This is a genomic window from Nocardia sp. NPDC049737, from assembly GCF_040674755.1.
In the GTDB taxonomy this organism is placed as follows: domain Bacteria; phylum Actinomycetota; class Actinomycetes; order Mycobacteriales; family Mycobacteriaceae; genus Nocardia.
The window spans coordinates 38,603-53,493 of record NZ_JBFANH010000028.1 but is presented as its reverse complement, the minus strand read 5'-3'; the positions used below and the strand labels follow the sequence as shown (position 1 = coordinate 53,493).

Sequence of the window (14,891 nt, the reverse complement as noted above, 5' to 3'; positions counted from 1 at the left end):
TTGTCACGGTATGGGTGATGTCATCTATCCCGCAGTAGTTCTCGCTGTCAGGGTGGCGTCTCGCGCGCTGGGGCTGCGGATCCGAATCCGTGGCGACGTGAACATCCCCGCAACGGGCGGCGCGGTGATCGTCGCCAATCATGTGTCCTACCTGGACCCGTTCGCAGTCGCTTTGGGTGCAGCCGGGCGCTGTGTGCGGTTCCTGGCGTTGCAGGAGTTGTTCGACCACCGGGTGTACGGGCCGATGATGCGCGGCCTGCGACAGATTCCGATCCGGCCCATGAGCGGAGGCGCGGCATATGACGCAGCCACGGACGCACTGAAGTCCGGCGAGGTGGTCGGCGTGTTCGCCGAGGCCACTATTGCCCGGTCGTTTACCGTCCAGCGGCTGCGGACCGGCGCAGCCCGACTGGCAGGCGCGGCGGGTGTGCCGCTGATCCCTGTTGCGGTGTGGGGAACGCACCGGTTGTGGACCAAGGCCCGGCGTGAGCTGATCCAGCCACTGCTGCCGATCACCGTCCTCATCGGCGAACCATTGCGCCCGACATCCCAGGACGATCCCGAGGAGGTCACCGAGCAACTGCGCGTAGCTATGCAGGCACTACTGGACTGCGCACAACGCGAGTACCCGTGCTCTGGTACCGAGAAGTGGTGGCAGCCTGAGCATCTCGGCGGCACCGCACCCGGCCCTGAGGAGGCCGCGGCGCGGGACGCCGATGAGAACGCTAAGCGCCGTGGGCAGGTCTCGTGAGCTCGACCTGCGTGTTCCTGCACGCCCATCCAGACGACGAGTCCCTGTTGACCGCGGGCACGATGGCGCGCCTGGCCGCTGAGGGCCATCGGGTCGTCCTGGTGGTCGCCACAGACGGTGAAGCGGGACTCACGGATTCGCCTGCTGGGACCGAACTCGGCGCGCGACGGCGGCGGGAAACGATGGACTCGGCTGCCGCCCTCGGCTGCGCGCGGGTGGAGTTCCTCGGCTACGGCGATTCCGGATCGGATGGTGCCGCACCGAACTCGTTCTCCGCCACGCCAGTCGAGCAGGCTGCGGAGCGGATCGCCGCACTCCTGGTCGAGGAGCGCGCCGAGCTGGTCACGTCCTACGACCCGGCGGGGGGCTATGGGCATCCCGACCACGTTCATCTGCACCACGTGGGTTCGCTCGCGGCGCGGATCGCGGGCACCCCAGTACTGCTGGAAGCCACCGTCGACCGCGACATGTTGCTGCGGGCGATCCAGATCGCCGCCCTGTTTCGCCTGACACCGACCGGGCTGACGCCGGACCGGCTCGCCAGCAGCTACTCGCCCGGCAGCGCGATCACTCACCGGGTGAACGTACGCGGCTACGCAGCAGGCAAGCGGGCGAGCATGGCCGCGCATGCCAGCCAGGCGGCTGGCGGTGACGGAGTGCGCACGTTGGCCGCTCTGCTGCGGTTGCCGCAGCCGCTGTTCCGATGGGTACTCGGCACGGAATGGTTTGTGCGGCGCAATGTTTGATCTCCGCATCGAACGCGATCTGTCCATCCCGATGGCTGACGGCACGCTCTTGCTCGCCGATCTCTACCTGCCTGCCAACAGCCCGGCACAGGCGACAATCCTGGTTCGGTCGCCGATGGGCCGCCGCCCGATGGGCATCCTCTACGGCTGCTACTTCGCTCGACACGGCTTCCAGGTCGTCGTGCAGGACGGAAGATCCTGCGACGAGGTGTTGCCTTTGAGCACCGAGCGCGAGGATGGCCTTGCCACAGTGGCGTGGCTGCGCGGACAACCCTGGTTTCGCGGGCCCCTCGCGTTGCACGGCATGAGCGCGATGGGGTTCGCACACTGGGCTATTGCGGCCGACGTGACCGAATTACGCGCGATGTCGGTGCATGTGGCGTCGTCGTCGATCGCTGACACGATCTTTACCGGCGGGTCGACCGCACTGGAGTCGGTGCTCATTTGGTGCTCCAACCACAGCTTCACCACCGCACTGCTGGCACCCAGGCGGGCGCGCCGCGCCATTGCGTCCGGTCGGCCCGCGGCCGAACTCGACGTGGCGACCGGAGGCAGAGCGGTACCGTTCTACCAAGCCGTCATCGCTGACGGAGGGCCAGGCAGCCCGCTGCGAGCAAGATTGGATCACAGCCATGCGCCCCGATCCGGCGTCATGGCATCGGTGCATCTGGTCGGCGGATGGTATGACATCTTCCTGCCCGGCCTGATTCGCGACTTTCTCGCGCTGCGGGCGGCGGGCGCCGCACCACACCTGACGGTCGGGCCGTGGGGGCACTATCACCCCCAGCTGTTTCTCACCGCGAACCGCGAAGCACGGCAATGGTTCCGGGCGCATCTGTGCGGTGACCGCGCGGGTTTGCGGGAGCTTCCTGTCCGGCTGTTCGTCACTGGGGCACGGCAATGGCGCGACTACGCCGACTGGCCCCTGCCCGGAACCCGCCCCGTCCCATGGTTCTTGCGCACGGGCGGGGGATTGGCCCGAAATGGCCCTGACGAGTCTGGTGGTGACCGTTACCGCTATGACCCCGCCGACCCAACCCCGGCACCGCGCGGGCCGGTGATCGTTGGCCAATCTCAACCCGAGGACTGCCGGAGGATCGAGACCCGCGCAGACCTGCTGACCTACACCAGCGAACCGCTGAGTGCTGCGGTTGAGGTAATCGGCACTGCGGCGGCGCGGCTGTATTTCCACAGCAGTCCGCCAACGGGCGCAGACTTCGTGGTGCGGCTGTGCGATGTGCATCCCGACGGTCGCTCATACAACATCTGTGAGGGCGTGCGTCGGGTCGGCCACGAGACAACGGGCAAGGTCGAGGTCGAATTGTGGCCGATAGCCCACCAATTCGCGGCAGGTCATCGACTCCGAGTGCATGTTTGTGGTGCCGCGGTGCCGCGCTTTGCCCGCCACCGCGAGGTCGTGGAGCAGAAGGTTTTCCACGACCCGCAAAGACCGAGCGCGGTGGTGCTGCCGATCGTCACCACCACGTCTTGAACGTCTCGAACGCTACCGCCTCGTTGTGGCCGGAGCGATTCACCGTGTGATGCAACGCTCCCACGAACGCACCAGTGGATTCGAGTGGCGTGCCGCTCACGGGTACCACGAGCCGCGATATTCGCCGCCGGGCCAGATGCGCCGAGATCCACACATCATCCTGCCACCGCACCTCGCCGGGCCAACCTTCGAAATCATGCACAGCCTCGTCCAGCGATCCGGGCGGAATCAGATATCCCCACATGCCCATCAACACGTCGACCGGGACGTGCTCGAGTACCGCCGTCCCGCAAACATGCTCGAGATACCTTGGGTCACAACCGAATCGGACATGCTGGCCGCGCAATCCCAGCGCTGCGGTCGAATCCTGGCGATGGGCGGCGAGCAGGTCCTCGAGGAAGGTCTCAGGGTAGATCGCGTCGTCGTCGACGACCACCAGCACCGCGTTCGGCTCCGCCCGCAGCGCGGGCAGCAACTTCGTCGCCGGACCTTCGTCCTCGCACCGCACAATGTCCACCCCGGTGGGCAGCGACGGCGGGTCGGGGTAGGCAACCCCCAACCGGAGCGAATGCCGCGGCCAGGCCAGCAGCAGCCGATCGGCGGGGACGGTCTGGTCCAGAAGGCTGCGCAGGACCGGGCGCAGGTGCCTGCGTCGTCGCGGCACGGTCGACAGTGTCACGACGACGCGTTCGGCACGCGCAGGCACCATCCGCGGAGCCGGGTCGTTCCGCAGTAATCGGGCCGCCCGGGTCACGTCGCGAGTCAGGCTGGCAAGGGTGGCGTTACCGAACCGTTTGCGCAGATGATCAACGTTGCTCCAAGAGATCCGGGCAACATGCACAGGCGAAATCATCAGGCGGCCTTCCCCGCCGTCGTAGCGCGGGACATGCACGCCCGACGTTCCGCCTCGTCATAGCAATGGCGAAGCCGATCCAGCACGACCGGCCAACTGTGTTCCGACGGTGCCACCGTGCGGTTGTGCGAGGTCATCCGGTGGTGCAGCTGCATATCGCGCCCGAGCTGCACCAACGCCGTCACCAGCTCGGCTGCCGTGTCGCCCAATAACCCCTCACGCCCGTGCTCGACGAAATCGGCCACTCCCGTACCGGATCGGGCGACCACCGGCAGCCCCGCGGTGCGCGCTTCCAATGTGGCCAGCCCGAACGCCTCGCGACTGGTCACGTTCAGGTAGACATCCGCGGTGGCCAAGAGGTCACGGATGGTGTGCTGATCCTGTACCCCGACCAACTGCACCCACTCGGTCATGCCATGCCGATACAGGTACCGCCGCATCGCGTCCGTCCGTGGACCGGCGCCGACAACGGTGGCTTGCACCGCGACCTCACCATCGAGCCGTTGCTGCGCCATCCGAAGAACTTTCAGCAGGATCAACGGTTGCCGACGGGTCACCAACCGGCCGACGGAGACGACATGTAGTTCTCCCGATAGGCGAGAGGTGTTCTGCTGCAATGCCGGTGAAATGCCATTGGGAACAACAACGGTCGCGGTCCCGGGCAACGCGCGGGCGACCTGGTCGGCGACCACTGTGCTCACCGCGGTCAGCACGAACCGACGTCGCCAGTCACCGGCCCTTCCGATCAGGCGATAGCACGCTCGCACGGGCGCGTCCCACATACTGTGCACTGTCATCACGGTCGGAATCCGGAGCAGCCCTAGCTGTCTCGCGGAGCGCAACGCGAACGGTGAATAGACGCTCAGATGCACATGCGCCACCTGTGGTCGTAGGCGCAGCAGCAACGAACGCAGGTGCCCAGCCCGGGTGATGCGATGCACCCTGTACGGCATTGCCATATCGCCGTCGGTCCCGCTGGTCACAGTGATCACATGGACTTCCTCGCCCGCAGCTGTTTGGGCGCGCGCCAGCCGCTCGATCTGAACCTCGATGCCACCGACGCGGGGAGTGAAGACATCAGTAAGGTGCACGATCACGCGTCAACCCCTCGACTGGATCCAACGCACCCACTGTGCGCTGATCATGAATCATAGCGAAGGTAAATTATAATGATCAGTGTTCTTGCGGCACTGAGGCAAAGGTGGCGGCGTGAACGAAACTCGGGTGCTCGCCGACGATGGCACCGGACTGCATGTCGAGCTCGATGGCGATCGCGACGCCAAGCGAGTCATCATCTTCGTCAGCGGGATCAACACTGCACTTGTCTACTGGAGCCGGCAGCGCAAGACACTCGCGGATCTGGGCACGATCGTCCTATTCGACCATCGCGGTCACGGCCGCTCCGACGAATCCCCGGTCGACAGCGCTACTGTCGGCCAACTTGGCCTCGACATCGCCGCGATCATCGACTCCGTCGTGCCCGATCGACCGGTAGTCTTGATCGCGCATTCGTTGGGAGGTATGGCCGTATGCGCCTTGGCTGCGCATCGGCCGGAGCTCTTCGGCACCCGCATCGTGGGCGTCGCATTGTTGGACACCGTCCCATCACGATGGGGTGAAATCGCGCTGCGGCTGCCCGGTTTCGTGACCCGCGTGTTGGTCCGAGCGCTCTGGCGGGTGGTACCTCCGCTGCGCCGGCTGCTCACCGATACCAGCGAGCGACGACACCCGACATACGACTCGAGCAGCCAGGCGCGTACCGGTCCGCGTATGCGGCTCGCGCACATCGACCGTGCGCGCCGGCTCGTCACGTCAGTGCGAACCATGAGTCTGCTGGCATTGATCGCCGACACCGCCCTGTGCGACCACAGCGCAGGGTTGGCCACACTCGGGACCACTCCCGTGTTGGTGGTTGCGGGAGATGGTGATCGGTTCATCCCGCTTCGGTACAAAACCGATGCCGCCGCGAGTATTTCGGGTGCACAGCTCGTAATCATTCCCGACGCAGGACATCTGAGTTCGATCAAGAAACCCGAAGAGGTCGACCGGCACCTGCGTGCTTTCATCACGAGTCTGGATCTCGCAGAGCGCCGGGCATGAAGACCGCCTATCTCGTCCTGGGTCCGGAGAGCAGCGGGACGCGCATGTTGGCGCGGGCGTTCGTGGCTGCGGGCTGCTTCGGGGACGGCGGCAGCGGCGCATTACGGGGGGACACGAAGACCTCCGGATCGGTGAATGCGTTTGCTTGGCAGCTCCCACTTCACCCGGAGGTCTTCGCCAGGTCAGCTCGCCACGCCGTTACCAACGTCCATGGCAGAACACCTAGGCTGTGCTCCGGTATTTGTTGCCTCGGATGAACTTTCGTGACTATCGATGATCGGGCCAGGCGGCGCTACCTCGTCTGTCACACAGCTTGGTGGTGCGACCGTCGCATGGTCGACAAGGAATTCGTGGATATCGTTGTTCAGCTGCTCGGCGTGGGTGATGTAGAGGCCGTGCCCGGCGGTCGGGTATTCACGGAAGTCGGCGTGGGGCAACAGTTTCGCGACCCGCCGACTGGTGCGATCGACCGGCGCCGACTGGTCGACACCGCCGTGCACGATGAGCGTGGGCACGCTCAGCTCGCGCAGGTCGGGACGGAAGTCGGTGGCGAAGGTGGCCTGCCACACCGCGGTCAAGGCAAACGGGGCCGCAGACAGGCAGCGGCGGACCTCGTTGTCGACCACCGCCGGAGACACAGCGTTGAACTGGGTGGCGAAATAGGTTTGGGCGCGGCGGGCGAACCAGTTGGGGCGGTCGCGGCGCAGCTCGGCGACGGTGGCATCGCACAGCGCGGCGGGCACACCCTCGGGATTGTCTTCGGTCAGTTCGAGATACGGCAGGGTGGTGGCGAGCAGCACCATTCCGGCGACCCGGTCGTGGCCGTGCCGGGCCAGGTAGCGGACGGCTTCGCCGCCGCCTGCCGAGTGCGCGACCAGCATGATGTCACGCAGGTCGAGGTGATCGATCAAAGCGGCCACGTCGCCGGCCCGAGTGTCGGCATCGTATCCGCTCGACGGTCGATCGGAACGGCCGTGCCCGCGCCGATCGAGCAGTACGCACCGGTACCCCTGCTCGAGGAAATAGGGGACCTGGTATTCCCACATGTCGGCGTTGAGCGCCCAGCTCGCCAGGAACACCAGCGGCGTGCCGGTGCCGTAGTCCTCGTAGGCGAGTTCGGTTCCGTCGGCGGCGGTGAAGTAAGGCATGGCTACTCCGTGTCGGCTCAGTGTTATGCGGTGACAATGGATTTCGACAGTAGGTACGCCCGGGCGGCGGGGAATCTGTCGTCTGTAGGTAATTCGGGCCGGGGGCTACCCACCGACGAGCCGCGCGGCGATTGCCGAGCTCGTTGTCGACGGCGGAGCAGGGCGCGGCGACCGCGACCGTTCGGTGTGCCGCGACCGTTCGATATTCTGAGCCGCCCCCGGCATGCTCAGCGCCCGAGAACGCATTCGGCCGTTCAATGATGTCCGGCGGCGACCGATTCGAATTCGCGATAGTCCGTCAAGCTGATGGCGTCGGCCTTCTGAAGCGACTTGGCCATCAGTGCGCGCAACGGTGCGGAGGTCATCGCCCGGACCGACAGGTTACGCATGGCGATGGCAGCGCGACTGGCGGGCAGGAAGCCGTTGACACCGCCGGGCGGCAGCTTTTGGCATTCGGTGACGTAGGGGCGGAGTACTTCCTGATAACGGGTGAACGCGGTTGAATAGTCGTCGCGGCTTCGAGCCAGCTCCCCGGCCAGGACATACGCTCCGACCATCGCCATTGCCGTGCCATTGCCGGACAGCGGTGAGCCGCAATACCCAGCGTCCCCGATCAGCGCGACGCGTCCGCGTGACCATCGATCGATGCGGGTCTGACTGATGCTGTCGAAGAAGAAATCCGGCGCCTGACCCATCGAACTCAGCAATTGCGGTGTGTGCCAACCCATTGCAGCGAACCGCTCGCGCAGAATCCGCTGCTGGCCCACCCGGTCGTGGCGGTCGTAGACCAGATCGGTCGCGGTGAAGCCGAACATGGCCTTGGCGCTGTTGGGCCCCTCGGGCCGGATCGCGGCGAGTAGGCCGCCGGGGGCGTTGTGCATGACAAACCAGTCTTCGAGCTGCAGCCCCTCGACCTGCACGGTGAAGTACGCCAGGTACGCACCCAGGTGGTGGACGAATTCGGACTCAGGTCCGAAAGCCAGCTTGCGCACGTTCGAGTGCAGGCCGTCAGCACCCACGACCAGGTCGAAGGCGCGTGATGCGTGGCGCTGGAAGTCGACCACGACGCCGTCGGGTGTTTCCCGCAGTTCGGTGATGGAATCACCGAACAGGTACTCGACGCCGTTGCGACTGGACGCGTACAGGATATCGGTGAGATCGCCACGCAGGATCTCGATCTCGGCGACCGCGCCCGCACCGTCGAACAGTTCCGCAGGCATGCTCGCCTTCCATTTACCGTCGGCATCGACATAGGCCAGTCCGCGCTCGTGCACGCGCGCTCGTTCGATGGCAGGCAGTACACCCATCCGCTCGGCGACCTCCTTGGCCACGCCGCGCAGATCGACGGCCTGGCCGCCGGGACGAGGAGCGGGCGCTCGTTCCACGACGGTCACCTGGAATCCGTACCGGCCCAGCCAGTGGGCGAACGTCAGCCCGGCGATGCTCGCGCCGGAGATCAGAATGCTGCGATGAATCATGTTGTGAATCTCCTGAAGTCAAGGAAAGGGCAGTGGAGGTAGTAGGGGTGGCCAGCCGAACTCCTGAGTGCGGCGGCGCACCGATTCGGCGAGAGCACCGCCCGAGCCGCGGCCTTCGACGAGCAACCGGGCCGGGTCGGCGTCGAGTGCGGATGCGTGGTCGGCGGCCCACTCCAGGGTGTGCATCGCATCGGAGACGATCGCCGGATCCTGTCCGGAACGCGGCCCGTAGCGCACCGACAGCACGACGAAACCGTGGCTGCGGCAGAGTCTTCGGCACAATGCGTCGAAATCGTCTGCTGGTTCCTGGCCGCCGATCTCGAATTGCAGCAGTAGCGGCCGCGGCGGCGGGCCGGTGGGACCGGGCCAATAGACCTTGGCGCTCCGGTCTTCGACGGTGGTGCGCAGGTGCAACTCGGCGACCCGGCACGGTGCTGGTGCGGAAGGCATAGGCCAACGTTGGCACCCCGGGAGTACGGCAGGGAAGGTCCGAATGCGCATGGCAGTCTTGCGAGTACGGCATGACCGCGGCGGCGGTGAATCGGCAATACTGCTGAGATGAGTTCCCAGTCGGATGAGAGTTTGTCCGTTGCGCCGACCACGCTGCCGACCACGCCGGACGCGATCGAACTGCGCCACCTCCGGGCGTTCGTCACGGTGGCCGAGGAGCTCAACTTCGGCCGGGCCGCCGCCCGGCTCTACGTTTCGCAGCCGGCCTTGAGTAGGCAGATTCGCGCGCTGGAACGACTCATCGGCTGTGACCTACTGCGCCGCACCACCCATCAGGTGGAACTCACGCTGGCGGGCGAGGCGCTGCTGGACCGAGCCCGCCGCATCCTCGAGGGGGTCGACGAGGCGGTGGTGGCGACGCGAGCGGTCGGTGGAGAACTGCTGGCTCACATCACCCGCTACTGGGAGCTCTTAGGTGCGGCCGACGCCGAACTGCACGCGATGCGTACGGCATACGAGGATCTACACGCGCAATTCCCGGCACCGCCGGAGATTTCGATCCGGCCGATCACCGCCGGCGGGGTATCGAGTCTGCTGCTGACACCCGCTCGCCCCGATGCCGGGACCGTGCTCTATCTGCACGGTGGCGGCTACATCGCCGGATCGGCCTTCGGCTACCGCGCGCTCGCGGGTGCGCTGACAGCTGCCGCCAACACCACCACCCTCGTGCTGGACTACCGACTCGCACCCGAGCACCCCTACCCGGCTGCGGTCGAGGATGCCCTGCGCGGCTACCGCTGGCTGCTGGAAACCGGCACCGATCCCGGCCGGATCACCCTGACCGGCGATTCGATCGGCGCGCACCTGATCCTGTGCACCTTGCTCCGGATCAGGGAAGAGCAGCTTCCGATGCCCGCCGCGGCGGTACTGCTCTGCCCCGGTATCGATCTGCATTGTCCCGAGCCCTCAGAGTCCGAGCCTGCACCCGAACCTGCGCAGGCCCGATTCCATCAGCGCATCATCGGCGACTATCTGGCCGGGCATTCCGACGACAACCCCTTCGTGGCCCCACTGCTCGCCGACTTGACGGGCCTACCGCCCATGCTCATCCAGGCCAGTACTGGCGATAACCATCTGACCGACGCGCACCGGCTCACAGATCACGCCCGTGCCCACGATGTGGCCATCAGTTTGGAGCTCTACCCCGTGGATACCCACAACTTCCACATCTTCTGGCCCTTTCTGCCCGAAGCCGCCGACGCGCTCCGCGCCGCGGGCCGCTTCATCCAAGACCACACTGTCGATATTCACGCCCACCCTCGTGTTCGGCCGAGCGCTTAGGCTGAGTGTCCGCGTTCCACACCTCCCGGCACGGAGGCGACGAGTGATCACATCGCATCGTCGCCGCGGCGTGGCGTCGATGCCGTCGAGTCATTCGACCGGTGAGATACGCTGTCTCGCCCACGGGCCGGTCGGGGTTGGTGGTGGTCTTGCTGAGCTGCGACCAGGGCGGCGAGTTCGGCTCGGGAGGAGACGCCCAGCTTGGCGAACAGGCGGGTGAGGTGGGCTTCGATGGTTTTCTCGCTGACGTAGAGGTCTTCGGAGATCTGGCGGTTGGTTCTGCCCAGGACGATGCGGTTGACGATCTCGGTCTGTCGCTCGGTGAGATCGCCGAATCCGACGTTGGTCGCACGGGATCGGCTTCGGCGGCCGGACACGTGTCGCTCGCCCACTCGGCGCAGCGCCAGCCGCGCCTGTTCGGCCAAACGTGCGGCGTTCTGGCTCTCGAAGATCATGAGCGCGCTGTCGAATTCGCGTCTGGCGGCCTGCTTCCCGCCCAGTTCGGCGAGGGCATGACCGAGCAACAGACGCGCCCGGGCGACTTCGAGCGAGCATCCGCTGCGTTGGTACTCGGCGACCGCTTGCTCGGCATGGGCTGCGGCAGCACGGAACTCGCCTCGCGCGAGCAGTACGCGGGCGCGGGTACTGCGGGTGTGGCCGATTCGCATAGGCAGAAACGGCGATGCATCGGCGATGCGCTCGATCTGACGAGTCGCGTGCTCCGCGGCGTCGATCCGTCCGAGTGCCAGTTCGGCCTCGACGAGATACGGATGGAATTGCGGGATCAATGACGGGTAGATCTCGAATTGGCCCCCGGCGCCCAGGACCAGCCGACGGCCACGTCGATACCGACCGGCCTGGATCAGGACCATGCCGTATATCAGCGGTGGGTAGTAGGAGTAGCGGCCTCTGGGCAGTTGTTCGGTGATACGGACCGCGCCCGCACCGGCAGTGAACGCTTGATCCGTGTGGCCCTGCAGGGCCAAGATCCAGCAGCGTGTCGATTCGGCCATCGCCACCATCGGCGGGTTATCCAGCATCAGCGCTACCTCAACGGCCTCGTCGGCTACCGTGAGCCCGCGCTCGAGCTGCCCCTGCATCAGCAGAGCCAATCCCTGCAAATGCAGGAAGTCGACCAGACGTCTGCCATGTCCGGTTCGGCGGCAGAGCCGGATTCCCCGAGTCGTGTACTCGACGGTCATCGTGAACCGCTCCAGGGAAATCGCGGCGATCACCACATCGGCCAGTCCGTCGATCAACGCGAGTGGTATTTCGGCGTCGGTGAGGGTGTCGAGGGTGCGCACGGCTTCGTCGAGGTCGGAGCCCGCTTCCCGCAGGATGTCGCCGAGCTGCGTCGTCTTCAGGAACGCGCTTGCCGCAGTACCCAGGAAGTCCAGGTGTCGGTCGCCTCGCTTGCGCGCTGATTGGCGCACCTTCGCCGAGACGGCCACAGCCTCGGCCCAGTCCCGCATCACCAGGTCGGTTTTGGCGAGTTCCAGTTCGAGCGCGGCTGCCGCCACACTGTCGGGTGGGACGAGGGTGAGCGCTGTCGTCAACAGATGCCGACCCTCGACGGCGTTGCCGAGCCCCTGTTCGATCACGGCGAGCATGGCCATCATGCGGGCGCGTTCACCGGGGTCGACGGGCGCGGTCAGTTCCAGAGTCCGGCTCAGCACTTCTCGACTCTCCCGAAGCCGACCGCAGGCATTCAACACCTCGGCCAGCGACATCGACAGGGCGAGTCGGCGATCGACGGATTCCTCGTTCGGCAGCAGATGCAAGGCTGCCCGAAACCACCGGGCCGCAGCGACGGGAGCTCGCTGCGAGGCAGCTTTCCCAGCGTCGACGAGTACCGTGATGGCCTCTTCGTCTCCTGCCTCGCCGCAGTGTTCGAGGTGGTGCGCTCGGATCGACAGGGTGGTGCTGCGGTTCGCGAGCGCCTTCGCTGCCCGCTTGTGCGCATTTCTGCGCCAGCCATATCCGCTTCGTTCGTAGACCGCACGTCGAATCAAGGGGTGGCGGAAGGCCAATCGCCCGGGAGTTTCCGTTTCGTAGATCAACCCACTCGCGACCAGCTCGTCCGTTGTCTGGAACATTTCGGTTTCGACCAGTTCGGCAATATCGCTCGCCAGCTCAAGATCGAATGGCTCGCCTGCTACCGCAGCGGCCTGCAGCAGGTTGCGTGCATGCGGGGACAGGGCATGTATTTCCTGTTCCAGAACATCATGAACGATCGTGGGAATACCGTACGAATCACCGATGCCGGTCCGATGCCCGCCGAGAAGGCCGTCGAGGCGAATTCGCGCACGCGAAACTTCCTGTAAATAGAATGGATTTCCACCACATTCGCGATAAAAGTCGGACAGGTCGGCCGTGTCGACATTGTCCGACAGTAGTTCGGCGGCTTCGGCAATCGACAATGGCCCGAGTTCGAGTGATGAAATGGTGTCGTCGTACACGGCTCGAGCCAGCGCTGTCGCGTGTGCAGTGGGGAGTTGCCGGGAGCGGTGTGCCAGTATCAACGCACATCGCGGCACGGGGTTTCGCAGCAGGTGTGCGATCACCTCGAGCGAGGCGTGGTCGACCCAGTGGATGTCGTCGAGAACCAACAACAGTGGGCGCTGGGCCGCCAGCCGTTGCAGCGCCATCCGCACACTGCGGTGACAGCGGTGCCGGTCTATTTGGGTGGATCCTGTCGGTGACCCGCTCCATCGGTGCAGGGATGGGAGAATTCGACTCAGTTCCGACAGACATTCCTCGCCGAGCGCCTTCAGGCTCGTTCGGGACAGTGAGCCGAGCGGTTCGTCGAATGCATCGATCACGACGGCGTAGGGAAATTCTCGCTCCAGTTCGGTGCCTCGGCCCTCCAGCACCTGGAAACCCTGGGCGAGTGCTTCTCGGCGGATCTCCTGGAGGAGGCGGGTCTTGCCGATACCCGGCTCCCCGGTCACCGCGATCGCGGATGTTCGTCCTTTCCGCGCGGCAGTGAGGACTCGGGTCAGCTCGCGCATCTCCTCGACCCGCCCTACCAGCGGCCGGGCCGCTCCACCCGCCGAGACCCCTGACATATCACCTTCCAGGCACTGACAGCCGGGTTTCGCGGGGCATTCGCGAAATCTCCGGGCTGCATCGTAGCCAGCTTCAGCACCGGTGTCTTGTCGATTGCGGAGCCCGATCCCGCTACGATCCCCGTCTCGGAAACGTTGTCCACTGGTATACGTCGGCAACCGAACCGAGAAAGGTGATCGACTGTTGTCGACCTATAGGTGAGCTGAATCGTCCAGATGTGCGGGCGGTGCGGAATCGAGTCGCTAGCCGGCGTCAATCCGTGCTGAACAGCTTCTCCACTCGCCTGGCGAAGAGGACATCACCCTTGACACGCAACTTGCCGGAAAGCATCGATTTCGTCCCCGACGCCTGCCCGGACAACAATCGGAGGAACAGGACATCTCCCAGCGTCAGGGACACCGTCGGTTTGACACCTGCCGTCGCCTTCGTCACGGTGCACGCACCGTCGCGAATCGTCACCAGCCACTCGTCGGGAGTCTGTCCCACTCGCCATAGCACGGTTGCATCGACACCGCGTGCTTCGTCAACACTCAACCGGTCCGGCATGCGCGCGAAAACGGTGTCGAGCATGGTGTTTCGTATGTTCGGATCAGCCAGCGCGGCGCGCAATTTTTCATCGGACGTGTTGGCGATGAGGTTCTTGAACTCACCCGGTGAGACTTGCTCGGGGTCGATCTCGGTGATGTCGTACATCGGATTCCCTTCATCGGCCGCCGAATGGTTGTTGCCCGTTCGTCGGCATGGTGTTCGTAGCTTGCCGACCGCAAGCTATTGGCGGGGATCGGCGACATGTACGGGACGGTTGACGGCGCTGACCGTCAGGTCGAGCACGGATTGCGATGCGGGATCCCCCTGACCGATCACCAGCCGGGTCGCAACCGGCTCGTGTCGGCCACCCACTTTGAACCACACGGTCAACCTCCCGTCCGTGGTCACGCTCGGCACCACCTGTGCAATGTCGTGGGCCGCAACGAGTCCGGTGACGCGGAACGCTTCGACGTCGGCGATGGTCTCCTTTGCCTCGGTCCGTGCCGAAGACATCGATGTCAGGAGGTTCGCGACTCCTCGGTGCGGGTCTATCAACGCAGTGGGTAACGGATTAGCCGACCCGTTCTGTTGTGGTGGCGCCGGCGCGAATCGGCCGGCGGCGTCCTGGGTATAGATGGTCGAGTCGATCTCGACGAAATCAACGTGGGCGTCACCGAGTACCGACGGCACCACCAGCTGTCCTTTCGCTCGCGCGTCACCGTCACGGACCACGTCGGCCGACATGGCCCGCACACTCACTCCGCTCAGGGGCGCGCCGCTGAGCTGCAAGGTGATGTGCGCGCTTGTCGTTGCACGCGCCGCCGCCGCCGCGTTGCGGAGCAACTGGGCAGAACGTGGCAAACCACCATCGGCGGTGCAGGCGGTGCCGCCGATCGACAACAGGAGGACGGTCACGGCGATACCAGCGCGTCGGC

General features: G+C 65.4%; 13 protein-coding genes. 5 read left to right on the top strand and 8 right to left on the bottom strand.

The features are described 5' to 3' along the window. Window positions 1-10 precede the first annotated feature (10 nt). Genes AB0J47_RS31710 through AB0J47_RS31700 form a run of 3 tightly spaced genes read left to right on the top strand, consistent with a single transcriptional unit; the run spans window position 11 to window position 2,989 of the window. Window positions 11-751, top strand: a complete 741-nt coding sequence (locus AB0J47_RS31710; protein ID WP_364354418.1) for a lysophospholipid acyltransferase family protein — start codon at window positions 11-13, stop codon at window positions 749-751. After that, window positions 748-1,497 carry a PIG-L family deacetylase gene (locus AB0J47_RS31705; protein ID WP_364354415.1) on the top strand — a complete coding sequence of 250 codons (750 nt, stop codon included), beginning with the start codon at window positions 748-750 and terminating at the stop codon, window positions 1,495-1,497. The genes AB0J47_RS31710 and AB0J47_RS31705 overlap by 4 nt, the downstream gene beginning before the upstream one ends. Beyond that, complete coding sequence (locus tag AB0J47_RS31700; RefSeq protein WP_364354412.1) at window positions 1,490-2,989, top strand: CocE/NonD family hydrolase; 1,500 nt, start codon at window positions 1,490-1,492, stop codon at window positions 2,987-2,989. Before AB0J47_RS31705 ends, AB0J47_RS31700 begins: the two co-directional genes overlap by 8 nt. Here the strand turns inward: AB0J47_RS31700 and AB0J47_RS31695 are convergent. Next, a complete protein-coding gene (locus AB0J47_RS31695) occupies window positions 2,973-3,842 on the bottom strand; it encodes a hypothetical protein (protein WP_364354409.1) in 870 nt (289 codons plus the stop codon). The genes AB0J47_RS31700 and AB0J47_RS31695 overlap by 17 nt on opposite strands. Further along, entirely contained in the window at window positions 3,842-4,939 is a 1,098-nt protein-coding gene (locus tag AB0J47_RS31690) for a glycosyltransferase family 4 protein (RefSeq protein WP_364354406.1), read from the bottom strand. Before AB0J47_RS31690 ends, AB0J47_RS31695 begins: the two co-directional genes overlap by 1 nt. Before the next feature lie 112 nt (window positions 4,940-5,051). On the opposite strand from AB0J47_RS31690, the gene AB0J47_RS31685 reads away from it, so the two are divergent. After that, window positions 5,052-5,942, top strand: coding sequence for an alpha/beta hydrolase (locus tag AB0J47_RS31685; RefSeq protein ID WP_364354403.1), 891 nt, complete (start codon window positions 5,052-5,054; stop codon window positions 5,940-5,942). A gap of 182 nt (window positions 5,943-6,124) precedes the next feature. Here the strand turns inward: AB0J47_RS31685 and AB0J47_RS31680 are convergent, their stop codons facing one another. From AB0J47_RS31680 to AB0J47_RS31670, 3 genes are all read right to left on the bottom strand, one after another. Beyond that, on the bottom strand, window positions 6,125-7,090 hold the full coding sequence (locus AB0J47_RS31680; RefSeq protein WP_364354400.1) for an alpha/beta hydrolase: 966 nt from the start codon (window positions 7,088-7,090) through the stop codon (window positions 6,125-6,127). A 254-nt stretch (window positions 7,091-7,344) separates the two neighbouring features. Then, window positions 7,345-8,568, bottom strand: a complete 1,224-nt coding sequence (locus tag AB0J47_RS31675; RefSeq protein ID WP_364354397.1) for an FAD-dependent monooxygenase — start codon at window positions 8,566-8,568, stop codon at window positions 7,345-7,347. A gap of 18 nt (window positions 8,569-8,586) precedes the next feature. After that, window positions 8,587-9,018 (bottom strand): alpha/beta hydrolase fold domain-containing protein, encoded by a 432-nt coding sequence (locus tag AB0J47_RS31670; RefSeq protein WP_364354394.1) that lies wholly within the window; start codon window positions 9,016-9,018, stop codon window positions 8,587-8,589. Window positions 9,019-9,126: 108 nt separating this feature from the next. On the opposite strand from AB0J47_RS31670, the gene AB0J47_RS31665 reads away from it, so the two are divergent. Then, a complete protein-coding gene (locus AB0J47_RS31665) occupies window positions 9,127-10,359 on the top strand; it encodes an alpha/beta hydrolase fold domain-containing protein (RefSeq protein ID WP_364354391.1) in 1,233 nt (410 codons plus the stop codon). A gap of 47 nt (window positions 10,360-10,406) precedes the next feature. Here the strand turns inward: AB0J47_RS31665 and AB0J47_RS31660 are convergent, their stop codons facing one another. The 3 genes from AB0J47_RS31660 to AB0J47_RS31650 form a co-directional block, all read right to left on the bottom strand. Continuing rightward, entirely contained in the window at window positions 10,407-13,427 is a 3,021-nt protein-coding gene (locus AB0J47_RS31660) for an AAA family ATPase (RefSeq protein ID WP_364354388.1), read from the bottom strand. Between the two features lie 253 nt (window positions 13,428-13,680). After that, on the bottom strand, window positions 13,681-14,121 hold the full coding sequence (locus AB0J47_RS31655) for an SCP2 sterol-binding domain-containing protein (RefSeq protein ID WP_364354385.1): 441 nt from the start codon (window positions 14,119-14,121) through the stop codon (window positions 13,681-13,683). Window positions 14,122-14,196: 75 nt separating this feature from the next. Then, window positions 14,197-14,871 carry an LppX_LprAFG lipoprotein gene (locus AB0J47_RS31650; protein WP_364354382.1) on the bottom strand — a complete coding sequence of 225 codons (675 nt, stop codon included), beginning with the start codon at window positions 14,869-14,871 and terminating at the stop codon, window positions 14,197-14,199. Window positions 14,872-14,891 lie beyond the last annotated feature (20 nt).